The sequence below is a fragment of the Thiohalomonas denitrificans genome (assembly GCF_900102855.1).
GTDB classification, from domain to species: domain Bacteria; phylum Pseudomonadota; class Gammaproteobacteria; order Thiohalomonadales; family Thiohalomonadaceae; genus Thiohalomonas; species Thiohalomonas denitrificans.
The window spans coordinates 273,765-300,123 of sequence record NZ_FMWD01000001.1 but is presented as its reverse complement, the minus strand read 5'-3'; the positions used below and the strand labels follow the sequence as shown (position 1 = coordinate 300,123).

Sequence of the window (26,359 nt, the reverse complement as noted above, 5' to 3'; positions counted from 1 at the left end):
AGATGGTCGATACTGATCGCTGGCTGCTCCCCGAAGGTATCGAGGAGCTCCTTCCCCCCGAAGCAGAACGTCTCGAACGGGTTCGTCGCAGGCTGTTGGAGCTGTACCGTACCTGGGGCTACCGCCAGGTCATTCCACCTTTCATCGAATATCTGGATTCCCTGCTGACCGGCGCCGGCAACGATCTGGATCTGGAGACGTTCAAACTCACCGATCAGCTGAGTGGACGGCTGATGGGGGTGCGTGCGGATATGACGCCGCAGGTGGCGCGTATCGATGCCAGCCAGTTGCAGCGGGAGGAACCCACCCGTCTTTGCTATCTGGGTACCGTGTTGCGGACGCGCCCGGCATCCCACGGTGGTACCCGCAGCCCGATGCAGGTAGGCGTGGAACTCTATGGGCACGCCGGCCCCGAGAGTGACCGGGAAGTGCTGGCATTGATGGTGGAAACACTGCTTGAGGCGGGGCTGGGACGCGTTTACCTCGATCTGGGCCATGTGGGCATCTTTCGGGGACTGGCACGCCGGGCAGGGCTCGATGCCGATACGGAAAACCGCCTGTTCGATGCACTGCAGCGAAAGGCAAAACCTGAAATCACCGAAATCCTAGCCACTGCCGAGCTCGAGAAAACGGCTGCGGATGCCCTTTTGGCACTCGCCGACCTGAACGGTGGCCCTGAAATCCTGGAAGAGGCCCGTGAGGCGCTCGCCGGCGCCGGCGACGAGGTGAATGCGGCATTGGATAATCTGCGGCGGGTAGCCGGTGCGGTCGGGCAACGCGCTGAGGTATCCGTACACTTCGATCTGGCCGAATTACGGGGATATCACTACCACACCGGGGTGGTGTTTGCCGCATTCGTACCCGGCCGTGGCCAGGCAATCGCCCAGGGTGGGCGGTACGATGGCATCGCCCGTGTCTTCGGGCGGGACCGGCCGGCTACGGGGTTCAGCGCCGATCTGCGGGAGGTGCTCTCCCTGGCCAGTGATGATTCCGGCCCGATTCGTGGTATCTTTGCACCTTGCGCCGACGACGCCGCCCTGGATGCGGCGATTGCCGAGCTGCGCAGGAACGGCGAGCGTGTCGTCCAGGCGCTTCCTGGCCAGCAGGGTGCAGCGGCCGATATGGATTGTGATCGGCAGCTGGCGGAAAGAGAGGGTCGCTGGCAGGTCGAAGGTCTTTAGGGGACTTCACAAGCACCGCAAAGAGTGCCAGCGACATCGATATTCTCGAGGAGCCTCCCTTCGCTGTCATTGCGAGGAGCCCGGCGACGAAGTAATCTGGTACACCAGCCGGGGTTAGCACGACCGGCCAGCAGTTACGAAAGCTATTCCAAATAACACGCCAAGGCGATGACCCCGCACCGAAAATGCGGGGTTCTTTGTGAGAGAGAGCGGAAAATGGGGAAGAATGTAGTAGTCATCGGCACCCAGTGGGGCGATGAGGGCAAGGGCAAGGTCGTTGATCTGCTCACCGAGAAGGCCGGGGCCGTCGTGCGCTTCCAGGGTGGCCACAATGCCGGTCACACGCTGGTCATCGACGGCAAGAAGACGATTCTTCATCTCATTCCTTCGGGCATCCTCCACGAGAGCGTCTTGTGTCTGATCGGCAACGGTGTTGTGCTGTCGCCCGACGCGCTGCTCGAAGAGATGGAGATGCTGCGGGCCAGCGATGTGGATGTCGAAAGCCGGCTGCGGATCAGCGAGGCTTCCACGCTGATTCTTCCCTATCACATTGCGCTGGACCAGGCGCGCGAGAGGGCGCGCGGCAAGAAGGCCATCGGTACTACCGGACGTGGCATCGGTCCCGCCTATGAGGACAAGATTTCCCGTCGGGGCCTGAAGGTGGGTGACCTGCTGCATCGCGAGCGGTTTGCCGCGCGGCTGGGTGAGGTGCTCGATTATCACAACTTTGCACTGAAGCACTACTTCAAGACGGAGCAGGTGGACTTTCAGGAGGTGCTCGAGCAGGGCCTGGCCATGGCCGAGCGCATCCGCCCGATGGTGGCCGACGTCACCGGACTGCTTCACAAACTGCGTGCCGAGGGCAAGGACGTCATGTTCGAGGGAGCACAGGGGACGCTGCTGGATATCGACCACGGCACCTACCCCTATGTGACCTCGTCCAATCCGACGGCCGGCGGTGCATGCACGGGCACCGGCGTGGGTCCGCGTGATATCGATTACGTGCTGGGCATTACCAAGGCCTACACCACTCGTGTCGGCGCGGGACCATTCCCGACCGAACTCTATGACGGTGCCGATCTGTCCGACCCCATCGGCAAGCGTATGGCTGAGCAGGGGCACGAGTTCGGCTCCACTACCGGCCGGCCGCGTCGTTGTGGATGGCTGGATGCCGTGAGCCTGCGCCGCTCGGTACAGATCAACAGCCTGTCCGGGATATGCCTGACCAAGATGGACGTGCTCGATGGTCTGGAAACCCTGCGTATCGCGGTGGGCTACCAGTGCGACGGTGAAATTCTGGATGCCCCGCCGGTAGGGGCCGATGCCTACGAGCAGTGCCGTCCGCAGTATATCGACCTGCCGGGCTGGAGCGAAAGCACCGTGGGCGTGCGCGATTACGATCAGCTGCCGGAGAACGCGAAGGCCTACATCCGCAAGATTGAGGAAGTGGTCGACGTACCGGTGGATATTATTTCCACCGGCCCGGACCGCGCCGATACCATCGTACTGCGCAGTCCGTTCGAATAGCCGACCGGCTGCAAATCGGCTTGATGCAAAAAGCCCGACGGTCATGGACCGCCGGGCTTTTTTGTTGGTGCGCAAGTTGTGGCGTGCAGCGCCACGACTTGAATCAGGCGCCGAAGAAGCGCTTTCCTTTGCTAGGATCGTTGAGGGTCAATACCATCGGCTTCAAAGGAAGGCGTGAACCTGCCGAGGTGCGGAAGCGTATGCCCGGGCATCCGATAGTGGTGCTCTTGTGACGAGAGCCCTTAGTTTGCCCGCCTTCGTTTTTGGCCTGCCCGGCCGCTGTGGGGCCCGGTCACAAATGCGCCGCGGCTCCGATCATTTGGCGAAACGGTGCATTTGGAAGAATGCACCTACGGGATGCATCCGGCGTAGGGCGCATTCTCGATACGCCCCCGGCGCGTCATAAAGCTGCCACATGCACACCGGATCCCCAAAGCCGTTGTGAAGCCCGAATTAAATGCGCCGCCATACCGATCATCGGCGAAGCAATGCATTTGGAGAATCTCGCCGCTCCGGGGGCTATTCATGGCTGGGGACTCTGGCCGCGATGGTGCGGGCATTTGGAAGAATGCACCCTACGGGCCAACGTTTGGTGCACATAAAAAAAAAGGCCGCTCAAGGAGCGGCCTTTTCAAAAGATGGTGCCGAGGAGAGGACTCGAACCTCCACGGGGTTTCCCCCACTAGCACCTGAAGCTAGCGTGTCTACCAATTTCACCACCTCGGCTCGGATACGCTTACGTCCCGAGAGGCGCGCACTTTACTTGGCCCTCCGGTAATTGTCAACATCCAGACGAACAGGCGGAAACTTTTCATCGTACCCGCCCGGAATTGGTACAATTATGTATTTAAACGAACCGACAACAAGAGCCCTCTATGGCGAAACGTTTTTCCAATAAGAAGGACCCGCATCAGACACGCGAGGCCCGCAAGTACGAGAATCCCATTCCCAGCCGTGAATTCATTATGGATTTACTGGCCGAACAGGGGCGCCCGATGGCGCGCCAGCAGATTGCCAAGGCACTCAAGCTGGAAGGGGATGAGCCTCTGGAGGCCCTGCGCCGACGCCTGCGTGCCATGGAGCGCGATGGGCAGTTAATGCAGAACCGACGCGGCGGCTACGGCCTGATTAGCAAAATGGATCTGGTTCGGGGACGTGTGGTGGGCCATGCAGATGGTTTCGGATTCCTAATCCCCGATGAGGGGGGGGAGGACCTGTTTCTTTCGCCCAAGGAGATGCACGGGGCACTGCATGGTGATCGGGTGGTTGCGCGCGTATCGGGGATCGACCGGCGCGGTCGCAAGGAGGGCACCATTGTCGAGGTGCTTGAACATGGCAATACCCACGTGGTTGGCCGCTACTACGTGGAGGGTGGCGTCGGCTTCCTGATTCCCGATAACAAGCGCATCAATCAGGATATTCTGGTGCCGCTGGATCAGGTGTACGGGGCGGAGTTCGGCCAGTTGGTTACCGTCGAGCTGATTGAGTACCCCACTCGTTACCGCCAGGCCATTGGCCGCGTTATCGAGATCCTCGGGGACCACATGGCGCCGGGGATGGAGGTCGACCTCGCCATTCGCGCCCACGGCCTGCCCCATGAGTGGTCGGTGTTGATGGATACGGAGATCGCCGAGCTGCCGCGGGAAGTTGCGGAGATTGACAAGGAGGGACGTACCGATCTGCGTGACATGCATCTGGTCACCATCGACGGGGAGGATGCAAAGGATTTCGATGACGCGGTCTTCTGCGAACCCCGCGGTGACGGGTGGCGCCTGGTCGTGGCGATCGCCGATGTCTCGCACTACGTGAGGCCCGGCGGCGCCCTGGACGCCGAGGCCCGGGTGCGGGGTAATTCGGTCTATTTTCCGGGGCGTGTAATCCCGATGCTGCCGGAAGCCCTTTCCAACGGACTCTGTTCGGTGAACCCGGACGTCGATCGGTTGGTCATGGTGTGCGACATGGAGGTCAGCGCCAGGGGAAAGCTGGAAGGGTACCGGTTCTATCCTGCCGTGATGCGCTCCCACGCCCGGCTGACCTATAACAAAGTGGCCGCAATGCTGGTCGACAACGACCGCGAGCTGCGTGAGCAGTATCGACATGTTGTTCCCGACCTGGAAAATCTCTACAACGTCTTCCATGCCTTGCACGCCGAGCGCAAGCGCCGTGGCGCCATCGATTTCGAGACCACCGAGACACGGATCGTGTTTGGTGAAAACAAGAAAATCGATTGTATCGTGCCGGTTGAGCGTAACGACGCGCACCGTCTGATCGAGGAGTGCATGCTGATCGCCAATGTGGCGACGGCCGATTTCCTCAGCAGCTCCAAGCTTCCCAGTCTCTATCGTGTGCACCCCGGGCCCAGCCTGGAGAAGCTGGAGAGAGTGAGGGAGTTCCTTGGCGAGCTGGGGCTTTCGCTGGAGGGTGGCGATGAGCCGCAGCCGAAAGACTACGGAACTCTTCTTGACCAGGTCCGCGGGCGTAGCGATGCTTACCTGATCCAAACCGTGCTGCTGCGTTCACTCGCGCAGGCGGTCTACACACCGGATAACAAGGGCCATTTCGGTCTCTCCTACAAGGCATACGCACACTTTACCTCGCCCATCCGCCGCTATCCGGACCTTCTGGTGCATCGGGCCATCCGTCATCGGCTGTCGAACGAATCGGCGGAAGAGTTCCACTATTCGATGGAAGATATGGTCCTGCTCGGCGAGCACTGCTCCATGACCGAGCGTCGTGCCGACGATGCCACCCGCGATGCGACCGACTGGCTGAAATGCGAGTTCATGATGGACCGGGTAGGAGACGAGTACGACGGGATTATCACCGGGGTGACCGGCTTCGGCCTGTTCGTCACTCTCGATGACATCCATGCCGAAGGACTGGTCCATGTGACCGCGCTCAGCAATGACTACTACCACTTCGATCCCGCCAAGCATCGCCTGACGGGTGAGCGTACCCGCCGCATGTACCGTCTTGCCGACAAGGTGCGCATCCGCGTTCTGGCAGTCAACCTCGATGAACGAAAAATCGATTTTGAAATGGTCGAGGAATGAAGGAGGAAATCGTTTTCGGTCTGCATGCCGTGCAGGCCGTAATCGAGCATCAGTCTGACAGCGTTACCTCTCTGTGGCTGGATAGCCGCCGCAAGGACAAGCGACTTCGCCATCTGGCCCAACTTGCCGAACGGGCGGGCGTAGGTGTCGAGTGGCTTTCAAAGCCGGAGCTGGATCGTCTGACGACCGGCGGGCGTCATCAGGGTGCGGTAGCCCGTATCCGTGGCGAGGTTCCCCGGGACGAGTCCTTTCTTGAAAACCGGCTTACCACGATGGAGGAGCCGCCTTTCCTGTTGGTTCTGGACGGAGTCACCGATCCGCACAATCTCGGGGCCTGCCTGCGCACTGCCGATGCGGTCGGGGCCCATGCGGTGGTTGTGCCGCGGGATCGAGCCTGCGGATTGACACCGACGGTGCGCAAGGTGGCCAGCGGTGCCGCCCAATCGGTACCGCTTGTCTCGGTCACCAACCTTTCGCGAACCCTGGCCGGCTTGCGCAGCGCCGGGGTATGGGTGGTGGGGACGGCCCTCGAGGGTGCCAGCGGCGACCTCTACCAGGCACAGCTGACCGGGCCGCTGGCGCTGGTGCTGGGGGCGGAAGGGCAGGGGCTGCGACGGTTGACCGCCGAGGGCTGCGACGAACTGGTCACGATCCCCATGAGGGGAACGGTGCAGAGCCTGAATGTCTCGGTGGCGGCGGGAGTCTGCCTGTACGAGGCGTATCGTCAGCGTTTCGTTACCGGAATATCCGGCAGTTCAACAGGATTGCGCCGCGGGGGCGCCGGGGAGGAAGTCTAGCCCCTCCCAACGTACCCGTGAGCCCGTTTTTTTTGCCTGCAGCGGATGCAGGCAAAAGAAAGCCGGAAGCGGTAGCTTGCACAATTGCCCACGCACCTTGAGTCGAGTACAATGGCCGGCTTTTCCTGGGTATTGCCCGGGATCTCCTTGCCTCAGGCACCGGGCCTGAGGCTGCATAAACCGTAAGGAGCTATTGATGCGACATTACGAAATCGTCTTTCTGGTCCATCCGGACCAGAGCGAGCAGGTCCCTGCCATGGTCGAGCGTTACCGGTCGACCATCGAGTCCTCCGGCGGGAAGATCCATCGTCTGGAAGATTGGGGCCGCCGCCAGCTGGCTTTCCCGATCGCCAAGATCCACAAGGCGCATTACGTGCTGATGAACGTGGAATGCAACGGCGAAGCGATGGCCGAGATCGAGTCCGCTTTCCGTTTCAATGACGCCGTTATCCGTAACCTGATCCTGCAGAAGAAGGAAGCCGTGACCGAAGCTTCGCCACTGGTAAAGGTTAGAGAGAGGGATGAAGGGGAGACCCGGGAAAGCCGGGGCGAAGCCAAGCCTGAAGCCAAACCTGAAGCCAAGCCTGAAGCCAAGCCTGAAGCCAATGCAGAAGGTAGTGAAACGGCCGACAGTGAAGGGCAGCAGGCCGCTTCCGAATAACGGTCCGGTTTACCGACCGTACTCCCTTGCATTGTCCGAATCGTGACCGAATTGAGATCAGGAGACCGAAATGGCTCGTTTTTTTCGACGTAAAAAGTTTTGTCGTTTTACCGCCGAGGGCGTGAAAGAGATCGATTACAAGGATCTCGCTACGCTGAAAAACTACGTTACCGAATCCGGTAAAATCGTTCCCAGCCGGATTACCGGCACCAAGGCACGCTACCAGCGCCAGCTGGCCCGTGCCGTCAAGCGGGCCCGCTATCTGGCACTGCTGCCGTATAGCGACAAGCACTGATAGAACCGCCTTGTTGTAGGCTTCGGTCTACCTTGGGGTTGGGAGAGCTATGAAACTGCTCGCGGCCTATATCATGCGCGGCCGCATGCAGGCGATTCTGGTTACGGCCGTTGCCGCGTTACTGTCCCTGCTGTTACCGCCGTTCAGTTATTTCAGCGGTGCGGCACTGGGTCTGGTGACCCTTCGGACCGGACCCAGAAGCGGACTCACCGTGTTCGCCGGTGCTTTGCTGGCCGTGGGTCTGCTGGCTGCGGTGATCCTGCAGCAGCCGCTGATTGCCGCCGGTTTCGCCATTGTGCTGTGGCTGCCGGTTCTGGCGCTGGCGACGGTGTTGCAGCAAACTGTCAGCCTGTCCCGGACCGTTGCCCTATCGGGACTTTTCGGCGTGCTGCTGGTCCTGGGGGCCTACTTCGTCCTCGAGGACCCGGCCGGCTGGTGGATGGAAACCTACCGGCAGTTGCTGGCGCAAGCCGGCACCCAGGCGCCCGGTCCGGAAATGGAACCGGTGCTTCGGGAGGTTGCCGGGATCATGACCGGCGCAGTTGCTGCGGCACTGACGCTGAGCATAGTCGGTGCGCTCTTTATTGCCCGCTGGTGGCAGGCGCTGCTGTACAACCCCGGCGGTTTCCGGGAGGAGTTCCACCGGTTGGCCCTGGGCCGGTCGCTCACTCTTGTGGCCCTGGTGTTGATGGGGGCGGCAATCGTTCTGGGCGACCCGGCCGCGGCACTGGCAGCTGAATTGCTGGTTGTAGTCATGCTGCTGTTCCTGATAAACGGGTTGGCCGTGGTTCACGGTCTGGTGGCCCGGATCGGAGCCGGTATCGGTTGGCTGATCGCGGTCTATCTAATGCTTCTGCTGGCATTGCCGCAGACGGCAGTGACGTTGGCGGTAGTGGGGCTGGTCGACAATTGGTTCGGTTTTCGCACGTATTTCGGCCGTTCCGAAGATAATAAATGACAGTGTGGTTGCCCGGCGCCGGGAGCGTGGGGCGATAAAGACTAAAAGAGTCGAGGTGTATCGAGATGGAAGTAATCCTGCTGGAGAACGTTCGTAACCTGGGCAACCTGGGCGACAAGGTTACCGTCAAGTCCGGGTATGGCCGGAATTTCCTGATTCCGACCGGTCAGGCGGTCATGGCGACTGCAAAGAACCTGGCGGCATTCGAAGAGCGGCGCGCCGAGTTGGAAAAGAAGGCAGCCGAAGTGCGCGCTGCTGCGCAGGCCCGCGCCGATAAACTGGCAGAGCTGGGTACGATAACCCTGAAGGCCAATGCCGGTGAAGAGGGTAAGCTGTTCGGCTCCATTGGTCCGGCCGATATTGCCGATGCCATTACGGCAGCGGGAATGGAAGTCGAAAAACGGGAAGTGCAGATGCCGGAAGGCCCGCTGCGTGCCCTTGGTGAGTACGACATTGATGTCCAGTTCGAGTCGGATGTCTATCAGTCGATCAAGGTAGTGGTCGAGGCCGACTGATACTGGACACCCCCGGGCCGCTCTCCGTTGGGGTCCGGGGGTAAGACAGGATGAGAGGATATTTGCGTCCACAGTGCGGAATGACGCAAGTTCTCGGGATCGGGTCCCTTGTCGTGAGGCGGATTTCCCGGCATTCTGGTGACCCCGTCCTCCGGGTGTGATTCTGGTTTATGCCCATGCAGGAAAGTGCAGCACCATTCGTCCGCGATGACGCCACCGCGGCGCTGAAAGTCCCTCCGCACTCGATTGAGGCCGAACAGTCGGTCCTCGGCGGTCTCATGCTCGACAACGGGGCGTGGGATAAGGTGGCCGACCGGGTCAGCGACGCCGATTTTTACCGTCGTGACCACCGTCTGATATTCCAGGCAATCCGTCGTCTGGCAGAAGAGGCCAAACCCTTTGACGTAGTCACTCTGGCAGAGTGGCTGGACAATCAGGGGGAGCTCGAACAGCTAGGCGGCATCGCTTACCTGGGTTCCCTTGCCAGCAATACCCCCAGTGCCGCCAACATCAAGTCCTACGCGAACATCGTTCGTGAGCGTTCGGTGTTGCGCCAGCTTATCGATGTTGCAAACACCATCGCCGACAGTGGCTATCATCCGGAAGGACGTCCGGTTCATGAACTGCTCGATCAGGCGGAGAAGCGTGTTTTTGAGATCGCTGACCAGGGCAATCGCGACCGGGCCGGTTTCAAGAACATCAAGGAACTGCTGGTTAACGCAGTCGACCGCATCGATTATCTGTTCAGCCAGGACAACGCCATCACCGGCGTGCCCACCGGTTTCACCGACTTCGATGACAAGACTTCGGGTCTGCAGCGCTCCGACTTGATTATCGTGGCCGGTCGTCCCTCGATGGGCAAGACGACCTTCGCAATGAATATCGCCGAGAATGCGGCGATCAAACACCAGGTGCCGGTGGCCATTTTCTCCATGGAGATGCCTGGCGAGCAACTGGCCATGCGCATGATGTCCTCTCTGGGCCGCATCGATCAGCACAAGGTCCGTACCGGCAAGTTGGGTGATGACGACTGGCCGCGGCTGACCTCGGCGGTCGGTATTCTCTCTGAAGCTCCCATCTATATCGACGATACGCCCGGGCTCACGCCCACTGATCTGCGGGCTCGTGCCCGGCGTCTTGCCCGTGAGCATGGCCTGGGGCTGATCGTCATCGATTACCTGCAATTGATGCAGGTGGTCGGCGGTGGTGAAAACCGGGCCACCGAGATCTCCGAGATCTCCCGCTCTCTGAAGGGTCTTGCCAAGGAACTCAATGTCCCGGTGATTGCCCTTTCCCAGCTGAACCGCAGCCTGGAGCAGCGTCCCAACAAGCGGCCGGTGATGTCGGATCTGCGTGAGTCCGGAGCCATCGAGCAGGATGCGGACGTAATTGCCTTCATCTATCGCGACGAGGTCTACAACGAAGACAGTGCCGACAAGGGCACTGCCGAAATTATCATCGGCAAGCAGCGTAATGGTCCCATCGGGACCGTGCGTGTGGCCTTCCTTGGCCAGTACACCCAGTTTGCCAACTTCGCGGGCAACGATTACGGCGCGCCCGGAGGGCATTGAGGTGATCGCTGGCACCTCACAGTCAGCAGCGGGCGTATCCGCCACTGACGCCGTTGTGGGCCGTGCAACGCGGGTGACGATCGACCTGGGGGCGCTTCGGCATAACCTGTCCATCGCCCGCATTACCGCACCCCGTGCCAAGGTCATGGCGGCCATCAAGGCCAATGGCTACGGCCACGGCCTTGAGCGGGTGGCCACGGCACTGCAGGGCGCCGATGCCCTGGGGGTCGCCTGCATCAACGAAGCCCTGGCCCTGCGCACGGCCGGCATCGAGGCGCCTATTACCCTTTTGGAAGGGTTTTTTCGAGCCGATGAGATCCCGCTGCTCCGGGCGTACCGTTTCGAGGCCGTGCTCCACGAGGCGTCTCAGGTGGACGCCCTGGAGCGTAGCCATTTTCCGGGGCCGGTGCGGGTGTGGATCAAGGTGGATACGGGCATGCATCGGCTGGGTTTTGCGCCGGGAGCCACCCGAGGCACCTGGCGCCGGCTGAATGCGCTGGAGGGCGTCGAGGTGGTGGGGTTCATGACCCACTTGGCCTGCGCTGACGACCGCAGCCATCCGGCCACACTCCGACAGCTCGCCCTCTTCGAGGAATCGGTTGAGGGATTGCCGGGTGAACGGGCAATCGCCAATTCCGCCGGTGTACTGGGTTGGCCGGAAACTCACGCGGAGTGGATACGTCCCGGAGTGATGCTCTACGGCATTTCACCTTTTCTGGAAGGACGGGGCCCCGAAACCAAGCTGCGCCCGGCGATGACGCTCCACTCCGAACTCATTGCCGTCAATCACATCTCCAAGGGGGAATTCGTGGGTTACGGAGGAACCTGGCGCGCGCCGGAGGCCCTTCCGGTCGGTGTCGTGGCCATCGGCTACGGTGACGGCTACCCTCGGCATGCCCCGTCCGGTACACCCGTGCTGGTCAATGGCAAACAGGTGCCGTTGATTGGACGCGTTTCGATGGACATGATCACGGTCGATCTTCGGGGCCAGCCACAGGCCAGGGTGGGTGATCCGGTGGTGCTCTGGGGCGAGGGGCTGCCTGCCGAGGTCATTGCGGAGCGTGCCGGGACCATAGCCTATGAGCTACTTTGCGGTGTGACCCAACGGGTGCGCTGCGAGGAAGTCGGCGCCGACGGATGACCCAAAGCCCGAAGAAGTCGCCAATCCTTGGGGTGGGTGCCGTGGTTCGCCGGGCCGATGCGGTGTTGTTGGTGAAAAGGAAGCGACCACCTTATCAGGGAGAGTGGGCCATTCCCGGCGGACGGGTCGAGTGGGGCGAGACCCTGGCTGCCGCCGCAGAGCGTGAACTGATGGAAGAGACCGGCGTGACCATCCGTGCGAACGAACCGGTCTACACCTTCGAGTATATCGAGCCGGCCAAGGGGAAAACCCCCGGCGTTCATTACGTGGTTATCGATCTGCGGGGTGAATACATCGCCGGGGAGCCTCGCGCCGCCAGCGATGCCGAGGATGCGGCCTGGGTAAACCTGTCGCGATTGCAGCGTCTTGCGTTGAACTGGTACACCCGACACTGTCTCGCCACCCTCTACCCGACCGAAGTCGCTTCGTCACCTCGGTGAGCGGGGCTGTCGAGGGCATTACAGGGACATACTCTCAGGTTCCCGCTTAGCCATTCAGGTGTTCAGGAGGAATTTTGGCCAAGGCAAAAACGGTTTTCAGCTGTCGCAGTTGCGGCGCCCAGGCCCCGAAATGGGCAGGGCAGTGTGCCGATTGCGGCGACTGGAATACGCTCGAGGAGGATGTCGAGGTCTCTGCCCCGATACGCCACCGGGGCTATGCCGGTGCCGCCGGACCGGCGCGGGTACAGCGGCTTTCCGATGTGCCGGCAGATCATGTGGCACGGACCCTGACCGGAAGTGGCGAATTCGATCGTGTGCTCGGCGGCGGCCTGGTGCCCGGCTCGGTGGTGCTTCTGGGGGGCGATCCCGGCATCGGAAAATCCACCCTGCTGCTACAGACGTTGGCCAGCCTCAGCCAGCGGAACGCGACACTCTATGTAAGCGGCGAAGAGTCACCTCAGCAGGTGAGTCTGCGGGCCCAGCGACTGAACCTGGCCGCGGAGCGTCTCCAGATCCTTCCCGAGACCCGTGTCGAGGCGGTGCTCGCTACGGCACAGCAGCACCGGCCCCAGGTACTGGTTATCGACTCCATTCAGACCATGTACACCGAGACGCTTCAGTCGGCCCCCGGCGCGGTAGGTCAGGTTCGCGAAAGCGCCGCACAACTGGTGCGGTATGCAAAGGAGAGTGGAGCGGCGCTGTTCCTGGTGGGACATGTCACCAAGGACGGACAGCTGGCAGGCCCTCGGGTACTGGAGCATATGGTGGACACTGTGCTCTATTTCGAGGGGCAGAGCGGCAGCCGCTTCCGTGTCATCCGCGCCTTCAAGAACCGTTTCGGTGCGGTCAACGAGCTCGGTGTCTTCGCCATGGGCGAAACGGGCTTGAAAGACGTCTCGAATCCGTCCGCCATCTTTCTCTCACGTCATCAAAGTCCCATCTCCGGCTCGGCGGTGATGGTAACCCTCGAGGGCAGCCGGCCGCTGCTGGCCGAGGTACAGGCTTTGGTGGACGAAAGCCACCTGTCCAATCCCCGCCGGGTTACTGTGGGGCTGGAGCAAAATCGATTGGCCATTCTGCTGGCCGTCCTGCATCGCCATGGCGGCGTTGCCACTTACGATCAGGACGTTTTCGTCAATGTGGTTGGCGGGGTGCGGGTCACCGAGACGGGTGCCGATTTGGCGCTGCTGCTGGCGATCCTCTCCAGCCTGCGAGATCGGCCTTTACCGGAGAAGCTGGTAACGTTCGGGGAAGTAGGGCTGGCCGGTGAAATCCGCCCGGTGCCTAACGGTGAGGACCGACTGCGGGAAGCGGCCAAGCATGGGTTTACCCGCGCGATAGTGCCCGCTGCCAACACCCCCAAAAAAGCGATGGAAGGCATCGAAGTGGTGGGTGTCGCGCGACTTTCCGAGGCACTCGATGCGCTGTAGTGGGCCATAAAACGCCCATCAGGGATTCGCGCCCTATTGCAGATAGAACTGCAGTTTCACATTGCCGATCTGGATGGTATCGCCATCTTCCAGACGCCAGCTATGATCGCCGATCGAGGTGTTGTTGACCTCCGGCGGGTGATCGCCTTCCAGGTGGGAGAGAAAAAAGCCTTCGTTACGCCGGGCGATCACGGCTGTCTGCACGCCGGGTTTGCCGAGATTTGTGAGGTTTCGGTTCAGGCTGATGGTCTTGCCGACGTTGTGGCCGTTCAGCAACTGTAGCCAGGCGCTTTTCGCTCTGCGGGGCGTCTCCGGCGTCAGGTCGTTATCGGCGACCGTCTCCGGCATGGGGATATCAAAGTCCGCTTCCAGCGTATGCTTGCCGATACCTATCTCGTCACCGCTTTCAAGGGCCCTTTCGTCAATCTTCTCCCCGTTGACGAAGGTGCCGCCGGGGCTGTTCAGGTCCTTGAGTTGCCAGCCGTTACCGCTACGGCCCAGAAGAGCGTGCTGCTCATGTATCGCCAGGCTGTCGATGGTGATGTCGCAATCGGGTGAACTGCCGATGACCACCTCGTCCTTTTCGAGAGGGAAGATCTTCAACATCTTGCCCTTGAACGAGAGGGTCAGTCTGGACACGGATTGCTCCAAAATCTATTGATTGGCCGCGCCATTATAGGCCTTGTGGAGGCCCGGGTGTAGGGCCTCTACAAGGCGATGTGACCAGTGGCGCATTTTTCCTGCTAGGAGGTAGGCCCCGCTACTCGATGCCCTTGTGGCGGCGCTTTCGGTAGAGTGGATCCACACGTACGGTTTTGATGGCGCTGGCCCCCGTCTGTACCACTTCCAGGGGATAGTCGTTCAGCAGTACGCTGGTGCCCGGCTCGGGGATGGTCTCCAGATACTCGATCAACATGCCATTGAGGGTCTTGGCACCCTCCGTCGGGAGGGACCAGTTCATGATGCGATTCAGTTCCCGCACATTGGCGCTGCCGTCCACCAGATAGGTCCCGTCTTCCTGGGGATGGATCTCCTTGAGGGTGGTGCCGGGATCGGTGGTGAATTCACCGACGATCTCTTCAAGGATATCGTCGAGGGTGACCAGACCCTGGATATCACCATATTCATCCACTACCAGACCCATGCGATGCCGCTGCTTTTGAAAATTCAGTAGCTGTGTATTGAGACGAGTGGCTTCAGGAATGAAATAGACCTCGCGGATCCGGTCCATAAAGCGCTCCATGTCCAGTTCACTGTGCTGCTGCAGGGCGAGAAGGTCTCGCAGATGGACGATGCCCACCACATTGTCGATACCGCCCCGGTAGACCGGCAGGCGGGTGTGCTGGCTGTTGGTCAGCTGATCGACAATGTCGGTCCACTCATCTTCCAGATCGATGCCGGCAATCTCGTTGCGTGGAATCATGATGTCCTCCACGGTCGCCTTTTCGAGATCCAGGATATTGAGCAGCATCTTCTGGTGCCGGCGTGGAATCATTGTGCCCGCTTCATTCACTACGGTCCGAAGCTCTTCGGAGGAGAGATGGGAGCTGTCTACGTCCCGCGTGGAAACGCCGAGTAGCCGCAGCAGGCCATTCGCGATGATGTTGATAAGCCACACCAGCGGATAGAATGCCTTCAGCAGCGGACCGAGTATGAAGCTTGCGGGGAAAGCAATCCGTTCCGGGTGCAGCGCAGCCACGGTCTTGGGGGTGACTTCGGCAAACAGCAGGATGACGACGGTCAGCACTGCCGTAGCCACCAGGGGACCCGCTTCGCCCACCAGCCGTATGGCGACGATGGTTGCCAGCGCCGAAGCGAGAATGTTCACGAAGTTGTTGCCGAGCAGAATGAGTCCGATCAGCCGGTCCGGACGTTTCAGCAGGCGGCTGGCTCGCACTGCTCCGGGGTGACCGCTCTTCGCCATATGCCGCAGCCGATAACGATTGAGGCTGATGAGGCCTGTTTCGGAACCGGAGAAAAACGCGGAGAGGATGACAAGAAAGACGAGGGCGCCGAACAGGGCGCCGATCGGGATGTTGTTTAACAAAAGGGTAAAAGCCTCGACTCAAACTCGATAGGTTATTACTAAGGGGTCGACCGGTCCGTGTCAACCTAGTGGTCCATGCGGGGCTCTGAGTGTCACACTATTTCCCGCATGGACTCACTAGCGAAGCACCAGCTCCAGCACCAGTTTGCTGCCGAAATAGGCCAGTACGAGCACCATGAACCCGCCCAGTGTCCAGCGAATGGCCGTGCGCCCGCGCCAACCGTACTGCAGCCGCCCCCATATCAGTACAGCAAACACGACCCAGGCGGTGATGGAAAGTACGGTCTTGTGCACCAGATGCTGGGCAAAGATGTTTTCCAGGTAATGCGCACCACTGATAAGAGAAAACGTCAGCAGCAGATAACCCACGCCAATGAGCCGGAAAAGCAGTATCTCCATGGTCTCAAGCGGAGGAAGTGCTCGAATAAAGCCTCCCGGACGCCGGTTGCGCAGCTGCCGATCCTGCAGCGCGAGCAGCATTGACTGCAATGCGGCGATCGCCAGCAGGCTGTACGATGCCAGGGAAAGCAGGATATGGATCTCCAGGCCCACCGGGGTTCGGGGCAGAAAGGTAGGGTTTACTGGCGCGAGTATTTGTGCCAGCAGCCCCAGGGTGGCAATCGGAAAAATGGCTATCGCCAGGTTCTCCACGGGTTGCCCCAGGGCAGACAGGAGTATGAGGAGGGCGATAAGCCAGCCAGCCAGCGAGAGCACATTGAAGAACGAGAGGTTGAGGGCCTCGGGACCGAGCAGCGCCCCATAAAGGACGATTGCATGGGCAAACACGGCACCGAACCCCAGAATGAGGGGCAGGCGTTTGCTTTGCTTTCCGGCTTGGGAGCCGCGCGCCATGCGCTGTGCCAAGAGTCCGGCGGCACCCAGATAAAAGACCAGAGCTACTATGACCAGAACCGTATCCATTCATGTACGCTTTTGAAAAGAAGACAAATGTTCTCACAACCGGCGGGTCACGTGAATGGGCTTGGCTCATTAAAAGGGCACTTCTAATAATCCAACACGGTTTCGCTCGCGGCCGTTTTGTTCGCTGTGCAAGGCGCAGCGAGCGACGTGTAGTGGCTCTACATGAGCGAGCTGCAACGCAGTCAGCGGACAAAACGGCCCGAGCCCGAAGGGTTGCGTCCAAAATCGCCGATTACGGCGTTGCGCTGCTTGACAAGGGCCGGCCATTGCGCTGCGCAGCGCGTCTTGTACTCGGCGATTTTGGGCACAACGAAATCCGCGTTGGATTATTAGAAGTGCCCTTAAAGTGCCAAATCCTCCACAAACTCGCGGTCCCTTCCGTTTTTATCGACAGTTAGCCAGTGCCGCGGTTCTCGGAATTGCCATTCAGCGTTTGTTGCTGTTTGCACAAACATGCTACAAAGAGCAGGTCGAGACGAAAACTCCCCGGCGTGGCCCCGAAAAGCGCCGAACAGGCACAAAATTTAAGTGAAATAGAGAAAGGCCTCCGGAGAACCTGATGCAACTGCGGATTTTAGGCTGCAGCGGCGGTATCGCTGCTGGTCACCGGACCACTTCCTTTCTCGTTGATGACGACGTCCTCATCGATGCCGGTAGCGGCGTTGGCGATTTAACCCTCCGTGAGATGGAACGGATTAAACACATCGTACTGACCCACTCCCATCTTGACCATGTCCATGCGATCCCGTTGCTGCTGGACAGCATGTTCGATCGGGCCGATGAACCAATTACCGTGCATGCCCTGCCCGAAACCATCAGTGCGCTTCGTGAACATATGTTCAACTGGGTGGTCTGGCCCGATTTCACCAGCCTTCCGCATCCCGATAGCCCGGTACTGCGCTACGTCCCGATGAAACCGGACGAAGAAGTGGTGCTGGAGGGGCGGCGCTTCCGGATGGTGCCGGTCAATCATGTCGTGCCCACGGTCGGCTATATCGTTACCGCCCGGGACGGCGGCGTTTTCGCGTTCAGCGGCGACACCACCAGCAACAATACGCTCTGGAAGGCCCTCAACGGGCTGGAGCGGCTGGACCTGCTCATCGTGGAGTGTGCCTTCTCCAATGCGCGGCAGGAGCTTTGCCGGCAGGCCCGTCACTACTGCCCGAATATACTTGCCGAGGACCTGATCAAACTAAACCACCGTCCCGCGGTCTACCTCTCCCATGCCAAGCCCGGTGAAGAGCGTCAGATTATGGACGAGTGTCGGGCGGTGATTTCCGACCGCAAGCTCGAGCAGTTGTTGGGCGGAGAGATTTTTACGTTATAATGATCGCTCGAAGATTTCATGAATTTGCACCGATCTCGCTTGTCTTGGTGATCCGCGGGAGATATTTTCTCAGTCGGCCGTAATCACCGATACGCCTTCTCCTTCGAAAATTTTTCTTGGGAGATCCAATATCCTGCGGCGATCTCTCGGCACGAATTCATGAAATCTTCGGGATAGTTCTTTTCCGGGCCGGTCCCAACACCGATTGGCACCGTTCCCATGATGCGGCTGGCTGTTATGTTCGAAAACCTCACTGAACGACTTTCCAAGACCCTGCGTAATCTCCGCGGGACCGGTCGACTGACCGAGGAGAACATCAAGGACACCATGCGTGAGGTGCGCATGGCTCTGCTGGAGGCGGATGTCGCCCTGCCGGTAGTGAAAGAGTTCGTCAATCATGTGCGTGAGCGCGCCGTCGGCAAGGACGTTCTGGAGAGTCTCACGCCCGGCCAGGCCCTGGTCAAGATCGTCAATGACGAGTTGGTGTCGATCATGGGCGAGGCCAACGAGGACCTCCAGCTCAACGTTCAACCTCCGGCCGTGGTACTGATGGCGGGCCTTCAGGGCTCCGGTAAGACCACCAGTACCGCCAAGCTGGCGCGCTTTCTGCGTGAGCAGCGAAAAAAATCGGTCCTCGTAGTAAGCACCGACGTCTATCGTCCTGCCGCCATCGACCAGCTGGAGACCCTGGCGCGGGAGGTCGAGGTCGAATTCTACCCCAGCTCGACCGACCAGGACCCGGTTGCTATCGCACGCAGCGCCGTTGAACACGCCCGCAAAAAGCTCATCGACGTGGTGATCGTCGATACCGCGGGCCGCCTCCACATCGACGAGTCGATGATGGGCGAAATCCGCCGCCTGCACGAAACGGTAGCCCCGGTCGAGACTCTCTTCGTGGTCGACAGCATGACCGGCCAGGACGCCGCCAATACCGCGAAGGCCTTTGGCGATGCCCTGCCGCTGACCGGCGTGGTGTTGACCAAGACGGACGGTGACGCACGTGGCGGTGCGGCACTGTCGGTTCGGCATATCACCGGCCGGCCGATCAAATTTCTGGGTGTTGGCGAGAAGACGACGGCCCTGGAGCCGTTCCACCCGGATCGGGTGGCCTCGCGTATTCTGGATATGGGCGATGTCGTTTCGCTGGTCGAGGAAGTCCAGCGCACGGTCGACCACGACAAGGCAGAGAAACTCGCCACCAAGTTCAAAAAAGGTCAGGGCTTCGACCTGGAAGACTTCCGCCAACAGCTTCAGCAGCTCGGTAGTATGGGCGGAGTGGCCGGTCTGATGGACAAGCTGCCTGGAATGTCCGGTGTACCGGATGCGGCCAAAAAGCAGGTCAACGACAAGGAATTCCGCCGCATGGAGGCCATTATCGGCTCCATGACGCCCTTCGAACGGCGCAAACCGGACCTCATCAAAGGCTCCCGCAAGCGTCGGATCGCAAACGGCTCCGGCACGCAGGTGCAGGAAGTGAATCGCCTGCTCAAGCAGTTCGCGCAGATGCAGAAGATGATGAAGCGCATGAAGAAAAAAGGTGGCATGGCCAAGATGATGCGGGGTCTCAAAGGCGGTGGCGGCATGCCGCCCGGAATGCCTCCTTTTTAGTGGCGAGTAGCGAGTGGGTTCCTAGCAACTAGTCACTAGCTACTCGCTACTAATCTGCGACTAGCAACTCACCGCTGCGTGTCGTATAATACCCGGCTTCTTAGGGTTCTGGCGGGTCGCCGAAGGCGGCCCCGTTTGTTTTTGGAGACGAGGATCTAGCGAGAATGGTAACCATTCGTTTAGCTCGCGGCGGCGCCAAGAAGCGCCCTTTTTACAGCATCGTCGTGACCGACAGTCGCAACCGCAGGGACGGCCGTTTTATCGAACGCCTCGGCTTTTTCAACCCGGTGGCGAACGGTAAGGAAGAGCGGATTCGCCTCGATCGTGAGCGGGTCGATTACTGGCTGTCGAAGGGTGCCAAGGCCTCCGATCGCGTGGCCGACCTGATTAAGCAGAGCGCAGCAGCCGCCGCGTAAGACCGGACAGCGCCCCCATGGGCAATGCAGACCCGGATAGCTACGTACTGTTGGGCCGGGTATCCGGCCTCTACGGTGTCGGGGGTTGGGTAAAGGTATTCTCACACACGCAACCGCGCGAGAATATTCTGAACTACTCGTCCTGGTATCTGCGTGAGGGTGATCGGTGGGTTCGGCATTCGCTGCTCAAGGGGCGGCGGCACGGTAAGGCAGTCGTCGCCTTCCTGGAGGGTTGCGATGATCGTGATGAGGCGCGGGCGCTAATAGGCGCCGATATCGCCATCACACGAGAGCAACTGCCGAGACCGGAACCGGGAGAATATTACTGGTCGGATTTGATCGGCCTTGAGGTGAAGACCGTAGGCGGCAAACCGCTGGGGCGAGTCGACCACCTGATGGAGACGGGGGCCAACGACGTACTGGTGGTCGCCGGTGAGCGGGAACGGCTGATCCCGTTTGTCGATGAGGTGGTCACTGGCGTGGATCTGGAAGGCGGATGCCTGACCGTCGACTGGGATCCGGAGTTCTAGTGTACTGTCGCTCTGAAACCATCGCCAAGCATGCAACAGTGCACTAACATGCGGATCGACGTCATGACGCTGTTTCCGGAGATGTTCGGCGCGGTCAGTGGCTTCGGTGTTACCGGGCGCGCGGTCGAACGTGACCTGTTGCAGTTGGGGCTCTGGAATCCGCGCAACTATACTGACGACCGGCACCGTACGGTGGACGATCGCCCTTATGGCGGCGGCCCGGGGATGGTGATGATTTATCCGCCGCTGCACGAGTGTCTGCAGGATATCCGTCGCACCAGTGGCAGTGGGCGGGTTATCTGTCTGTCGCCGCAGGGCCGGCCATTGACGCAGTCGCATGTGCGGGAGTTGGTGCAGGAAGAGCACCTGATTCTGGTTGCCGGGCGCTACGAAGGCATTGATGAGCGCTTTATCGAGGCCGAAGTGGACGAAGAGCTGTCGATCGGTGACTACGTCCTCTCAGGGGGCGAGCTTGGCGCCATGGTGGTGATCGACGCGGTGACGCGTCTGATTCCGGGTGTCCTCGGTCACAGCGATTCGGCAGAACAGGATTCGTTCAGTGACGGACTGCTGGATTGTCCGCACTACACCCGACCGGAGAAGATCACCGGTCGGGAAGTACCGGAGGTACTGCGTTCCGGCGACCATGCCGCTATTGAGCGCTGGCGCCTCAAGCAGGCACTGGGACGGACCTGGGAACGGCGGCCGGACCTGCTGGAACAGGTGGAGCTGGACGAAGAACAGCGCGCGCTCCTGGCGGAGTATCGCCGGGAGGCACGAAAGCATTGAAATTAACAGTTTACGGACTCATTCCGGGAGCGAGCAAATGAGCAAGATCATCGAACAACTCGAAGCGGAGCAGATGAACCGCGAGGTGCCCGAGTTCGGCCCGGGCGATACGGTTGTGGTTCAGGTACGGGTAAGGGAAGGCGAGCGCGAACGCCTGCAGGCTTTTGAAGGTGTCTGCATCGCCAAGCGCAACCGCGGACTCAATTCGGCTTTTACGCTGCGCAAGATGTCTAGCGGTGAGGGTGTGGAGCGTGCGTTTCAGACGTACAGTCCGCAGCTTCAGGAGATTACGGTCAAGCGCCGCGGCGTCGTACGTCAGGCCAAGCTGTACTACCTGCGCGGCCGGACCGGCAAGGCAGCACGGATCAAGGAAAAGTTGTAAACGACCGGTCGGATTGGTCGAGGATATGATGGGAGACGGCTTCTCCGTATCTCGGCGCACCGATCAAAAAAGCGGACGTCACCCGATGGGAGGCGTCCGCTTTTTTTTCGTCTTGCTGATGCTGACAGGGACGGTAATGGCGGTGGACACATCGGCCCTCGACGACGCGGCGAGACTGGCTCGGGCGGGAGCCCCGCAGCTGGCCCTGTCGGTGCTTGATCGAAGTCAGCCGAACGTGGCGGACGACCCCGAAGCCTGGAGCGTCTGGCAACGAAAACGAGCCGCTATCCTTCGGCGGCAGGGCGCGTGGGAGGAACTGGCTGCGGAGCTGAAAGTCATCCCGGATGGTGTGCCGCCAGCCTACAGCAACTGGGCCGCCACCGAGCGGGTGCAGGCATTGCTCCACGCCGGAGAAGCCGTTGCGGCGCGGCAGGAGCTGGCGGAGCGGATTTGGCAGCGGGCGGGAGGTGCCGAGGAGCTGCGACGGTGGCGCCAACTGGTCATTCGCAGCTACATCGTCGAAGGACGGCCGGACGACGCCTATATTGCCATGTTGCGTCACCGTCAGGAATACAGGGACGGCGGAACGGAAGATGCTCTCCTGCGGGCCCGAGTCCTGCTTGGAGCCGGCCGGCCGGCGGATGCGGCGGCGGAACTTACAGGCACCGACGACTCTGCGGGGCAGGCATTGCTGGCCCTGGCGCGCCTGCGCAGCGGAGCCGAACCCGGGCAGATTGCTGCGGAGGCAGCGAGACGAGTCGATAGCGGTGAACAGGACGAGGCCCGGTTGTATTGGCGTGGTGTCGCGATCGAAGCGGCGGCTGCCGACAACGATTCCGCCGCCCTGATCCAGGGGCTCGAGCCCCTCGTTGCGCAAGGGCGCGATGGCAGCGCTTTGCGGGGACTGGTCAGGGTGGATAGTGATCGGCTCTGGGAGGCCTATCTGGATTATGCCCGGCAAGTTGGCAATCGGGAGCAGCTGTTGATGGGCGATGATGCCGCCTGGCAACGCCTCGCGGCAACCGATAGCCGCAAGTTTCCGATTCGGGCCCGCTCGATATACGTTCTGTTGTCGCTGGAGGCGCGCAGCGGCGCAGTGCGGGAACATGCACTTGAGCGCCTGGCCGAAAACATTACTTCGTTGCCCTCGGGTGATCAGGTTCTACATGCGCTTTATCGGCAGTCGGACCGGTTTGGCACGGCTGTAGAAATCCCGGCCACCATTCGGCGAATACTCGCCGATCGTGCGGTAGCCCGTTCCGATCTCGCCGAGGCTGCGAAGCTGATGAAGGGGCTGAGGCCACCGGCAACGGAAAAGGGCAAAGCCATGTGGGAGTTGCGCCGCGCCAAGATTTTCCTTCTGGGTGGGGAGTATCAGCGCGGCGAAGCGGTGCTTACCGAAATGGCCGGTCGCGCCGCCGGACTGGAAACCGTCCTGCTGGATCGGTTCGTGCAAGTGATCTTCGACTTGCAGACCCTGGGTCGCCATGATGCCGCCTATGACCTGTTTCAGACCCTTTACACCAAGACCACACATCCTCGTCTGCAGCGCGAGTTGCTCTACTGGATGGCCGACTCCCGCAAGGCCCAGGGAAATCTGCGCGTCGCCGCCCGTCTCTATCTGCAATCGGCCATCCTGCCTGGTGTTGAGTCCATGGACCCGTGGGCCCAGACCGCACGCTACGAGGCGGCCAAGGCGCTGTCCGAGTCCGGCCTGTTCGCCGATGCCGAAGTCATTTACCGTCAGTTGCTGAAGGTCACCGAGTCATCGCAGCGGCGGGCCGTCCTCGCTCGGGAATTGGAACAGTTGCGGTTGCGCAAAGCTCCCTCCTATGTCGGCGATTAGCTTCGATGCGGTGATCTCCACTCCGCTGCCGGGGAGCTGGCGCGTGGGGTTTGGCTTGCAGGCGGGCCGGCTGTCGACACTTGATTTCCTTCCCCCACGAACGCCTCTGGTCGCATCCGGAAGGCCGGAAGTGCAACGTATCGCCGAGCTGTTGACGGACTACTTCCAAGATCCACACACAACCCTGCGGCGGATCCCTCTGGCCCCTGCGCGAACACCGTTTCAGGCTCGGGTTCGTGAGTTGATGTCGGCAATACCGGTCGGCCAGACCCGCAGCTACGGTGAACTGGCCGGGCAGCTACGCACCGCATCACGAGCGGTCGCCGGTGCTTGCCGGGCCAATCCGGTAGCGCTGGTGGTACCTTGCCATCGGGTCGTTTCGGTCTCTGGACCGGGAGGGTTTATGGGGGCGGTTGATGGACCCCCGCTGGAGTTGAAGGCCTGGTTGCTAAAGCATGAAAGCGTCTGATGGCGACACTGCTCAAGTCGAGAATTTTCTCGATGCACTCTGGCTGGAGCGCGGATTGAGTGAAAATACCCTGGCCGCCTATCGCAGTGACCTGCTGCATCTCGCCCGATGGTTGAACGGAAAGGGGTGCGATTTGCTGACCGCCGGTAAAGGCGACTTGCTGGAGTACATGCACCGGAGAACGGAATCGGGCGCCCGACCTAGCAGTATCGCCCGGCTGCGTTCCAGCCTGCGCCGGTTCTTCCGTTATCTGGTTCGCGAGGGACGGTTGGATGTAGACCCTTCGGCGCAAATCGATGCACCGCAACTCGGCAGGGGGCTGCCGAAATCTCTGACCGAGCCGGAGGTGGAGGCGCTGCTGACGGCACCCGATGCGGGGAGTGTCCTGGGTCTGCGCGACCGGGCCATGCTGGAGGTCCTCTACGCCAGTGGTCTGAGGGTCTCCGAACTGGTGAGCCTGGAGATGGCTCAGGTCAATCTGCAACAGGGTCTTGTGCGGGTGCTCGGCAAGGGCGGCAAGGAGCGGCTGGTGCCGCTTGGCGAAGAAGCTCTGACGTGGGTGGAGCGCTTTGTCCGTCATGGACGGCCGCAGCTGATAGCCCAGGCGACAGGAACCGCTCTGTTCCCGACCCGACGCGGCCGGGGGATGACTCGCCAGGCCTTCTGGCAGCACATCAAACGCTATGCCCTGCAGGCGGGGATCGAAAAAACCCTGTCGCCCCACACCCTGCGCCATGCCTTTGCCACCCATCTTATTAATCACGGCGCGGATCTGCGGGTGGTTCAGTTACTGCTCGGGCACAGTAGTCTCTCAACGACCCAGATCTACACCCATGTGGCACGGGAGCGACTGAAGTCCCTGCATGCGGAACACCATCCTCGCGGATAGTTGCGACTGGCCTGTATGGATTCAAAGGTGGTGTCGCTTGTTGCCCCGTAAGGTTTGCATATACTGAAGCGCTGGGCTGTTTGCGCCTCTGCCGTTACTATTTTCTTGTTCCTGCTGACAGGAGATGAAGTGAATGCCTTCATTTGATGTGGTATCCGAGATTGACGGTCACGAGCTGACCAATGCAGTGGATCAGGTCAACCGGGAGGTGGCCAATCGTTTCGATTTCAAGGGCTCCGACTCACGAGTGGAACAGAGTGAGGGCGGATTGACTCTGGAAGCCCAGAGTGATTTCCAGATCCGGCAAATACTCGAAATTCTCTATCAGAAAATGAGCAAGCGGGGTCTCGATGTCGGCTTTGTGAAGGAGGGCGATGTGGAAGAGCGCGGAATGCGTGCGTACATGGAGGTCAAACTGAACGAAGGCATCGACAAGGAGCTGGCCAGGCAGATCGTCAAGCGGATCAAAGAGGCCAAACTGAAGGTCCAGGCAGCCATTCAGGGCGATCAGGTCCGCATTACGGGTAAAAAGCGCGATGACCTGCAGGCGGCAATGGCCATGCTGCGACAGGCCGATTTGGGGCAGCCTCTTCAGTTTACCAATTTCCGGGACTGAAGAGCCCAGCACACTCTCGCCAGCGTGGGAGAGTGGATCTGTGTTTATTCTGAAAGTGCCATCGAGTCGCTGCGTTGCAAGGGTGCCTCTGTGTTCCTCTGTGGTGAGCGAATCAATCATTCGAATCGATGTGAGGTTTTATGAAACGTATTCTATTGTCTTTGGCCGCTCTTGTGCTGACGACTTCCGCCGGCCTGACCGTAGCGGCTCCGGCCGAACTCAAATCCTTCCTGTCGCAGATGGTGCCTGGACAGGCTCCCGACGCCATTGAGGAGACGCCTCTGCCGGGGATCTACCAGGTGGTTTATGGCAGTGACATCTTTTACTTTTCCGAAGACGGGCGGTACATGCTGCGGGGAGATCTGGTCGATCTGAAATCCAATACCAATCTCAGCGAGCAGACCCGCTCCACGGCACGGAAAGCGGCAGTGTCCCGACTGGATGAAGAGACCATGATCGTCTATCCGGCCAAGGGTACTGCCAAGCACGTGGTGACGGTTTTTACCGACATCGACTGCCCCTATTGCCGCAAGTTGCACGATGGTATGGAGGAGATGAACGAAATGGGGATCGAAATCCGTTATCTGGCGTTTCCTCGTGCCGGGATCGGCTCTTCGACTTTCAGGAACATGGCTTCGATCTGGTGTGCCGAGGACCCGCGAGCGGCCATGGACAGCGCCAAGAGTGGCGGCAAGGTGGAGGCCGCAGATTGTGATCACGGCATCGAGGAGCACATGAAGCTGGTTCGGGAATTGGGCATCAACGGCACGCCGGCGCTAATCCTCGACGACGGTCGCCTGATCGGCGGTTATGTGCCGCCGAAAAAGCTGCTGCCGATGCTGGAGGGCAATACGGCAGTGCCCGGCCGCCGCTGAGCACGAACCACAGGGGCATCAAGGAGAAAAGATTGCAGCCTCCTCTGTGCCCTCCGTGGTTTCCATGCCCTTCGG

25 protein-coding genes, 1 tRNA gene and 1 pseudogene are annotated in these 26,359 nt (G+C 60.5%); 23 read left to right on the top strand and 4 right to left on the bottom strand.

Annotated features, from left to right (window positions below; genetic code table 11):
• The first annotated feature begins 2 nt into the window (after nt 1-2).
• A complete protein-coding gene (locus tag BLP65_RS01310; RefSeq protein ID WP_092991812.1) occupies nt 3-1,181 on the top strand; it encodes an ATP phosphoribosyltransferase regulatory subunit in 1,179 nt (392 codons plus the stop codon).
• A gap of 216 nt (nt 1,182-1,397) precedes the next feature.
• Nucleotides 1,398-2,708: an adenylosuccinate synthase gene (locus tag BLP65_RS01305; RefSeq protein WP_092991810.1), complete on the top strand. Its 1,311-nt coding sequence runs from the start codon at nt 1,398-1,400 to the stop codon at nt 2,706-2,708.
• A 639-nt stretch (nt 2,709-3,347) separates the two neighbouring features.
• Here BLP65_RS01305 and BLP65_RS01300 read toward each other — a convergent pair.
• Nucleotides 3,348-3,434, bottom strand: a tRNA-Leu gene (locus BLP65_RS01300).
• A gap of 149 nt (nt 3,435-3,583) precedes the next feature.
• On the opposite strand from BLP65_RS01300, the pseudogene rnr reads away from it, so the two are divergent.
• The 10 genes and pseudogenes from rnr to radA form a co-directional block, all read left to right on the top strand.
• Nucleotides 3,584-5,758, top strand: a pseudogene (gene rnr, locus BLP65_RS01295) (ribonuclease R); the annotation flags it as partial.
• Nucleotides 5,758-6,558 carry a 23S rRNA (guanosine(2251)-2'-O)-methyltransferase RlmB gene (rlmB, locus tag BLP65_RS01290; protein WP_092991806.1) on the top strand — a complete coding sequence of 267 codons (801 nt, stop codon included), beginning with the start codon at nt 5,758-5,760 and terminating at the stop codon, nt 6,556-6,558. The pseudogene rnr and the gene rlmB, both read left to right, overlap by 1 nt.
• Nucleotides 6,559-6,754: 196 nt before the next feature.
• Complete coding sequence (gene rpsF, locus BLP65_RS01285; protein WP_092991804.1) at nt 6,755-7,219, top strand: 30S ribosomal protein S6; 465 nt, start codon at nt 6,755-6,757, stop codon at nt 7,217-7,219.
• Between the two features lie 70 nt (nt 7,220-7,289).
• Nucleotides 7,290-7,514, top strand: coding sequence for a 30S ribosomal protein S18 (gene rpsR / locus BLP65_RS01280; protein WP_092991802.1), 225 nt, complete (start codon nt 7,290-7,292; stop codon nt 7,512-7,514).
• A gap of 49 nt (nt 7,515-7,563) precedes the next feature.
• On the top strand, nt 7,564-8,472 hold the full coding sequence (locus tag BLP65_RS01275) for a DUF2232 domain-containing protein (RefSeq protein WP_092991800.1): 909 nt from the start codon (nt 7,564-7,566) through the stop codon (nt 8,470-8,472).
• 65 nt (nt 8,473-8,537) lie between these two features.
• A complete protein-coding gene (rplI, locus tag BLP65_RS01270) occupies nt 8,538-8,987 on the top strand; it encodes a 50S ribosomal protein L9 (protein ID WP_092991798.1) in 450 nt (149 codons plus the stop codon).
• Between the two features lie 176 nt (nt 8,988-9,163).
• Nucleotides 9,164-10,558: a replicative DNA helicase gene (gene dnaB, locus BLP65_RS01265; RefSeq protein WP_092991796.1), complete on the top strand. Its 1,395-nt coding sequence runs from the start codon at nt 9,164-9,166 to the stop codon at nt 10,556-10,558.
• Between the two features lies 1 nt (nt 10,559).
• Nucleotides 10,560-11,699, top strand: a complete 1,140-nt coding sequence (gene alr / locus BLP65_RS01260; RefSeq protein ID WP_317623043.1) for an alanine racemase — start codon at nt 10,560-10,562, stop codon at nt 11,697-11,699.
• Nucleotides 11,696-12,139 carry an NUDIX hydrolase gene (locus BLP65_RS01255; protein ID WP_092991792.1) on the top strand — a complete coding sequence of 148 codons (444 nt, stop codon included), beginning with the start codon at nt 11,696-11,698 and terminating at the stop codon, nt 12,137-12,139. Before alr ends, BLP65_RS01255 begins: the two co-directional genes overlap by 4 nt.
• A 74-nt stretch (nt 12,140-12,213) precedes the next feature.
• Nucleotides 12,214-13,569 (top strand): DNA repair protein RadA, encoded by a 1,356-nt coding sequence (gene radA / locus BLP65_RS01250; protein WP_092991790.1) that lies wholly within the window; start codon nt 12,214-12,216, stop codon nt 13,567-13,569.
• A gap of 33 nt (nt 13,570-13,602) precedes the next feature.
• On the opposite strand, the gene BLP65_RS01245 is transcribed toward radA, so the two are convergent.
• From BLP65_RS01245 to BLP65_RS01235, 3 genes are all read right to left on the bottom strand, one after another.
• Entirely contained in the window at nt 13,603-14,208 is a 606-nt protein-coding gene (locus BLP65_RS01245) for an FHA domain-containing protein (RefSeq protein ID WP_092991788.1), read from the bottom strand.
• 121 nt (nt 14,209-14,329) lie between these two features.
• Nucleotides 14,330-15,616 carry an HlyC/CorC family transporter gene (locus tag BLP65_RS01240; protein ID WP_092991786.1) on the bottom strand — a complete coding sequence of 429 codons (1,287 nt, stop codon included), beginning with the start codon at nt 15,614-15,616 and terminating at the stop codon, nt 14,330-14,332.
• A 117-nt stretch (nt 15,617-15,733) separates the two neighbouring features.
• Complete coding sequence (locus BLP65_RS01235) at nt 15,734-16,537, bottom strand: cytochrome C assembly family protein (RefSeq protein ID WP_092991784.1); 804 nt, start codon at nt 16,535-16,537, stop codon at nt 15,734-15,736.
• Nucleotides 16,538-17,096: 559 nt separating this feature from the next.
• Between BLP65_RS01235 and BLP65_RS01230 the strand changes: the two genes are divergently transcribed.
• From BLP65_RS01230 to BLP65_RS01180, 11 genes are all read left to right on the top strand, one after another.
• Entirely contained in the window at nt 17,097-17,864 is a 768-nt protein-coding gene (locus BLP65_RS01230; RefSeq protein WP_092991782.1) for an MBL fold metallo-hydrolase, read from the top strand.
• 237 nt (nt 17,865-18,101) lie between these two features.
• Nucleotides 18,102-19,472, top strand: a complete 1,371-nt coding sequence (gene ffh / locus BLP65_RS01225) for a signal recognition particle protein (RefSeq protein ID WP_092992297.1) — start codon at nt 18,102-18,104, stop codon at nt 19,470-19,472.
• Nucleotides 19,473-19,636: 164 nt separating this feature from the next.
• The gene (gene rpsP, locus BLP65_RS01220) at nt 19,637-19,888 is read left to right on the top strand and encodes a 30S ribosomal protein S16 (RefSeq protein WP_092991780.1); all 252 of its coding nucleotides are present in this window, start codon (nt 19,637-19,639) and stop codon (nt 19,886-19,888) included.
• Nucleotides 19,889-19,905: 17 nt separating this feature from the next.
• Nucleotides 19,906-20,418 (top strand): ribosome maturation factor RimM, encoded by a 513-nt coding sequence (rimM, locus tag BLP65_RS01215; protein ID WP_092991778.1) that lies wholly within the window; start codon nt 19,906-19,908, stop codon nt 20,416-20,418.
• Nucleotides 20,419-20,448: 30 nt separating this feature from the next.
• On the top strand, nt 20,449-21,207 hold the full coding sequence (gene trmD, locus BLP65_RS01210; RefSeq protein ID WP_317623042.1) for a tRNA (guanosine(37)-N1)-methyltransferase TrmD: 759 nt from the start codon (nt 20,449-20,451) through the stop codon (nt 21,205-21,207).
• A gap of 37 nt (nt 21,208-21,244) precedes the next feature.
• Nucleotides 21,245-21,589: a 50S ribosomal protein L19 gene (gene rplS, locus BLP65_RS01205; RefSeq protein WP_092991774.1), complete on the top strand. Its 345-nt coding sequence runs from the start codon at nt 21,245-21,247 to the stop codon at nt 21,587-21,589.
• 85 nt (nt 21,590-21,674) lie between these two features.
• On the top strand, nt 21,675-23,435 hold the full coding sequence (locus BLP65_RS01200) for a tetratricopeptide repeat protein (protein ID WP_139181394.1): 1,761 nt from the start codon (nt 21,675-21,677) through the stop codon (nt 23,433-23,435).
• The gene (locus BLP65_RS01195; protein ID WP_092991770.1) at nt 23,422-23,904 is read left to right on the top strand and encodes a methylated-DNA--[protein]-cysteine S-methyltransferase; all 483 of its coding nucleotides are present in this window, start codon (nt 23,422-23,424) and stop codon (nt 23,902-23,904) included. The genes BLP65_RS01200 and BLP65_RS01195 overlap by 14 nt, the downstream gene beginning before the upstream one ends.
• On the top strand, nt 23,891-24,793 hold the full coding sequence (xerD, locus tag BLP65_RS01190; RefSeq protein ID WP_092991768.1) for a site-specific tyrosine recombinase XerD: 903 nt from the start codon (nt 23,891-23,893) through the stop codon (nt 24,791-24,793). The genes BLP65_RS01195 and xerD overlap by 14 nt, the downstream gene beginning before the upstream one ends.
• Before the next feature lie 133 nt (nt 24,794-24,926).
• Nucleotides 24,927-25,409: a YajQ family cyclic di-GMP-binding protein gene (locus BLP65_RS01185; RefSeq protein ID WP_092991766.1), complete on the top strand. Its 483-nt coding sequence runs from the start codon at nt 24,927-24,929 to the stop codon at nt 25,407-25,409.
• Nucleotides 25,410-25,549: 140 nt separating this feature from the next.
• Nucleotides 25,550-26,284: a DsbC family protein gene (locus tag BLP65_RS01180; protein WP_092991764.1), complete on the top strand. Its 735-nt coding sequence runs from the start codon at nt 25,550-25,552 to the stop codon at nt 26,282-26,284.
• Nucleotides 26,285-26,359: the final 75 nt, after the last annotated feature.

What these genes read in the sequence shown, in the direction of transcription:
- BLP65_RS01235 (WP_092991784.1), bottom strand. Translation starts at nt 16,537, where the DNA reads ATGGATACGGTTCTGGTCATAGTAGCTCTGGTCTTTTATCTGGGTGCC.
- dnaB (WP_092991796.1), top strand. Translation starts at nt 9,164, where the DNA reads ATGCAGGAAAGTGCAGCACCATTCGTCCGCGATGACGCCACCGCGGCG.
- BLP65_RS01230 (WP_092991782.1), top strand. Translation starts at nt 17,097, where the DNA reads ATGCAACTGCGGATTTTAGGCTGCAGCGGCGGTATCGCTGCTGGTCAC.
- BLP65_RS01275 (WP_092991800.1), top strand. Translation starts at nt 7,564, where the DNA reads ATGAAACTGCTCGCGGCCTATATCATGCGCGGCCGCATGCAGGCGATT.
- ffh (WP_092992297.1), top strand. Translation starts at nt 18,102, where the DNA reads ATGTTCGAAAACCTCACTGAACGACTTTCCAAGACCCTGCGTAATCTC.
- rplI (WP_092991798.1), top strand. Translation starts at nt 8,538, where the DNA reads ATGGAAGTAATCCTGCTGGAGAACGTTCGTAACCTGGGCAACCTGGGC.
- rplS (WP_092991774.1), top strand. Translation starts at nt 21,245, where the DNA reads ATGAGCAAGATCATCGAACAACTCGAAGCGGAGCAGATGAACCGCGAG.
- rpsF (WP_092991804.1), top strand. Translation starts at nt 6,755, where the DNA reads ATGCGACATTACGAAATCGTCTTTCTGGTCCATCCGGACCAGAGCGAG.
- BLP65_RS01305 (WP_092991810.1), top strand. Translation starts at nt 1,398, where the DNA reads ATGGGGAAGAATGTAGTAGTCATCGGCACCCAGTGGGGCGATGAGGGC.
- rpsR (WP_092991802.1), top strand. Translation starts at nt 7,290, where the DNA reads ATGGCTCGTTTTTTTCGACGTAAAAAGTTTTGTCGTTTTACCGCCGAG.
- BLP65_RS01195 (WP_092991770.1), top strand. Translation starts at nt 23,422, where the DNA reads ATGTCGGCGATTAGCTTCGATGCGGTGATCTCCACTCCGCTGCCGGGG.
- BLP65_RS01200 (WP_139181394.1), top strand. Translation starts at nt 21,675, where the DNA reads ATGGGAGGCGTCCGCTTTTTTTTCGTCTTGCTGATGCTGACAGGGACG.
- rpsP (WP_092991780.1), top strand. Translation starts at nt 19,637, where the DNA reads ATGGTAACCATTCGTTTAGCTCGCGGCGGCGCCAAGAAGCGCCCTTTT.
- BLP65_RS01180 (WP_092991764.1), top strand. Translation starts at nt 25,550, where the DNA reads ATGAAACGTATTCTATTGTCTTTGGCCGCTCTTGTGCTGACGACTTCC.
- rimM (WP_092991778.1), top strand. Translation starts at nt 19,906, where the DNA reads ATGGGCAATGCAGACCCGGATAGCTACGTACTGTTGGGCCGGGTATCC.
- BLP65_RS01185 (WP_092991766.1), top strand. Translation starts at nt 24,927, where the DNA reads ATGCCTTCATTTGATGTGGTATCCGAGATTGACGGTCACGAGCTGACC.
- trmD (WP_317623042.1), top strand. Translation starts at nt 20,449, where the DNA reads ATGCAACAGTGCACTAACATGCGGATCGACGTCATGACGCTGTTTCCG.
- xerD (WP_092991768.1), top strand. Translation starts at nt 23,891, where the DNA reads ATGAAAGCGTCTGATGGCGACACTGCTCAAGTCGAGAATTTTCTCGAT.
- BLP65_RS01255 (WP_092991792.1), top strand. Translation starts at nt 11,696, where the DNA reads ATGACCCAAAGCCCGAAGAAGTCGCCAATCCTTGGGGTGGGTGCCGTG.
- BLP65_RS01310 (WP_092991812.1), top strand. Translation starts at nt 3, where the DNA reads ATGGTCGATACTGATCGCTGGCTGCTCCCCGAAGGTATCGAGGAGCTC.
- rlmB (WP_092991806.1), top strand. Translation starts at nt 5,758, where the DNA reads ATGAAGGAGGAAATCGTTTTCGGTCTGCATGCCGTGCAGGCCGTAATC.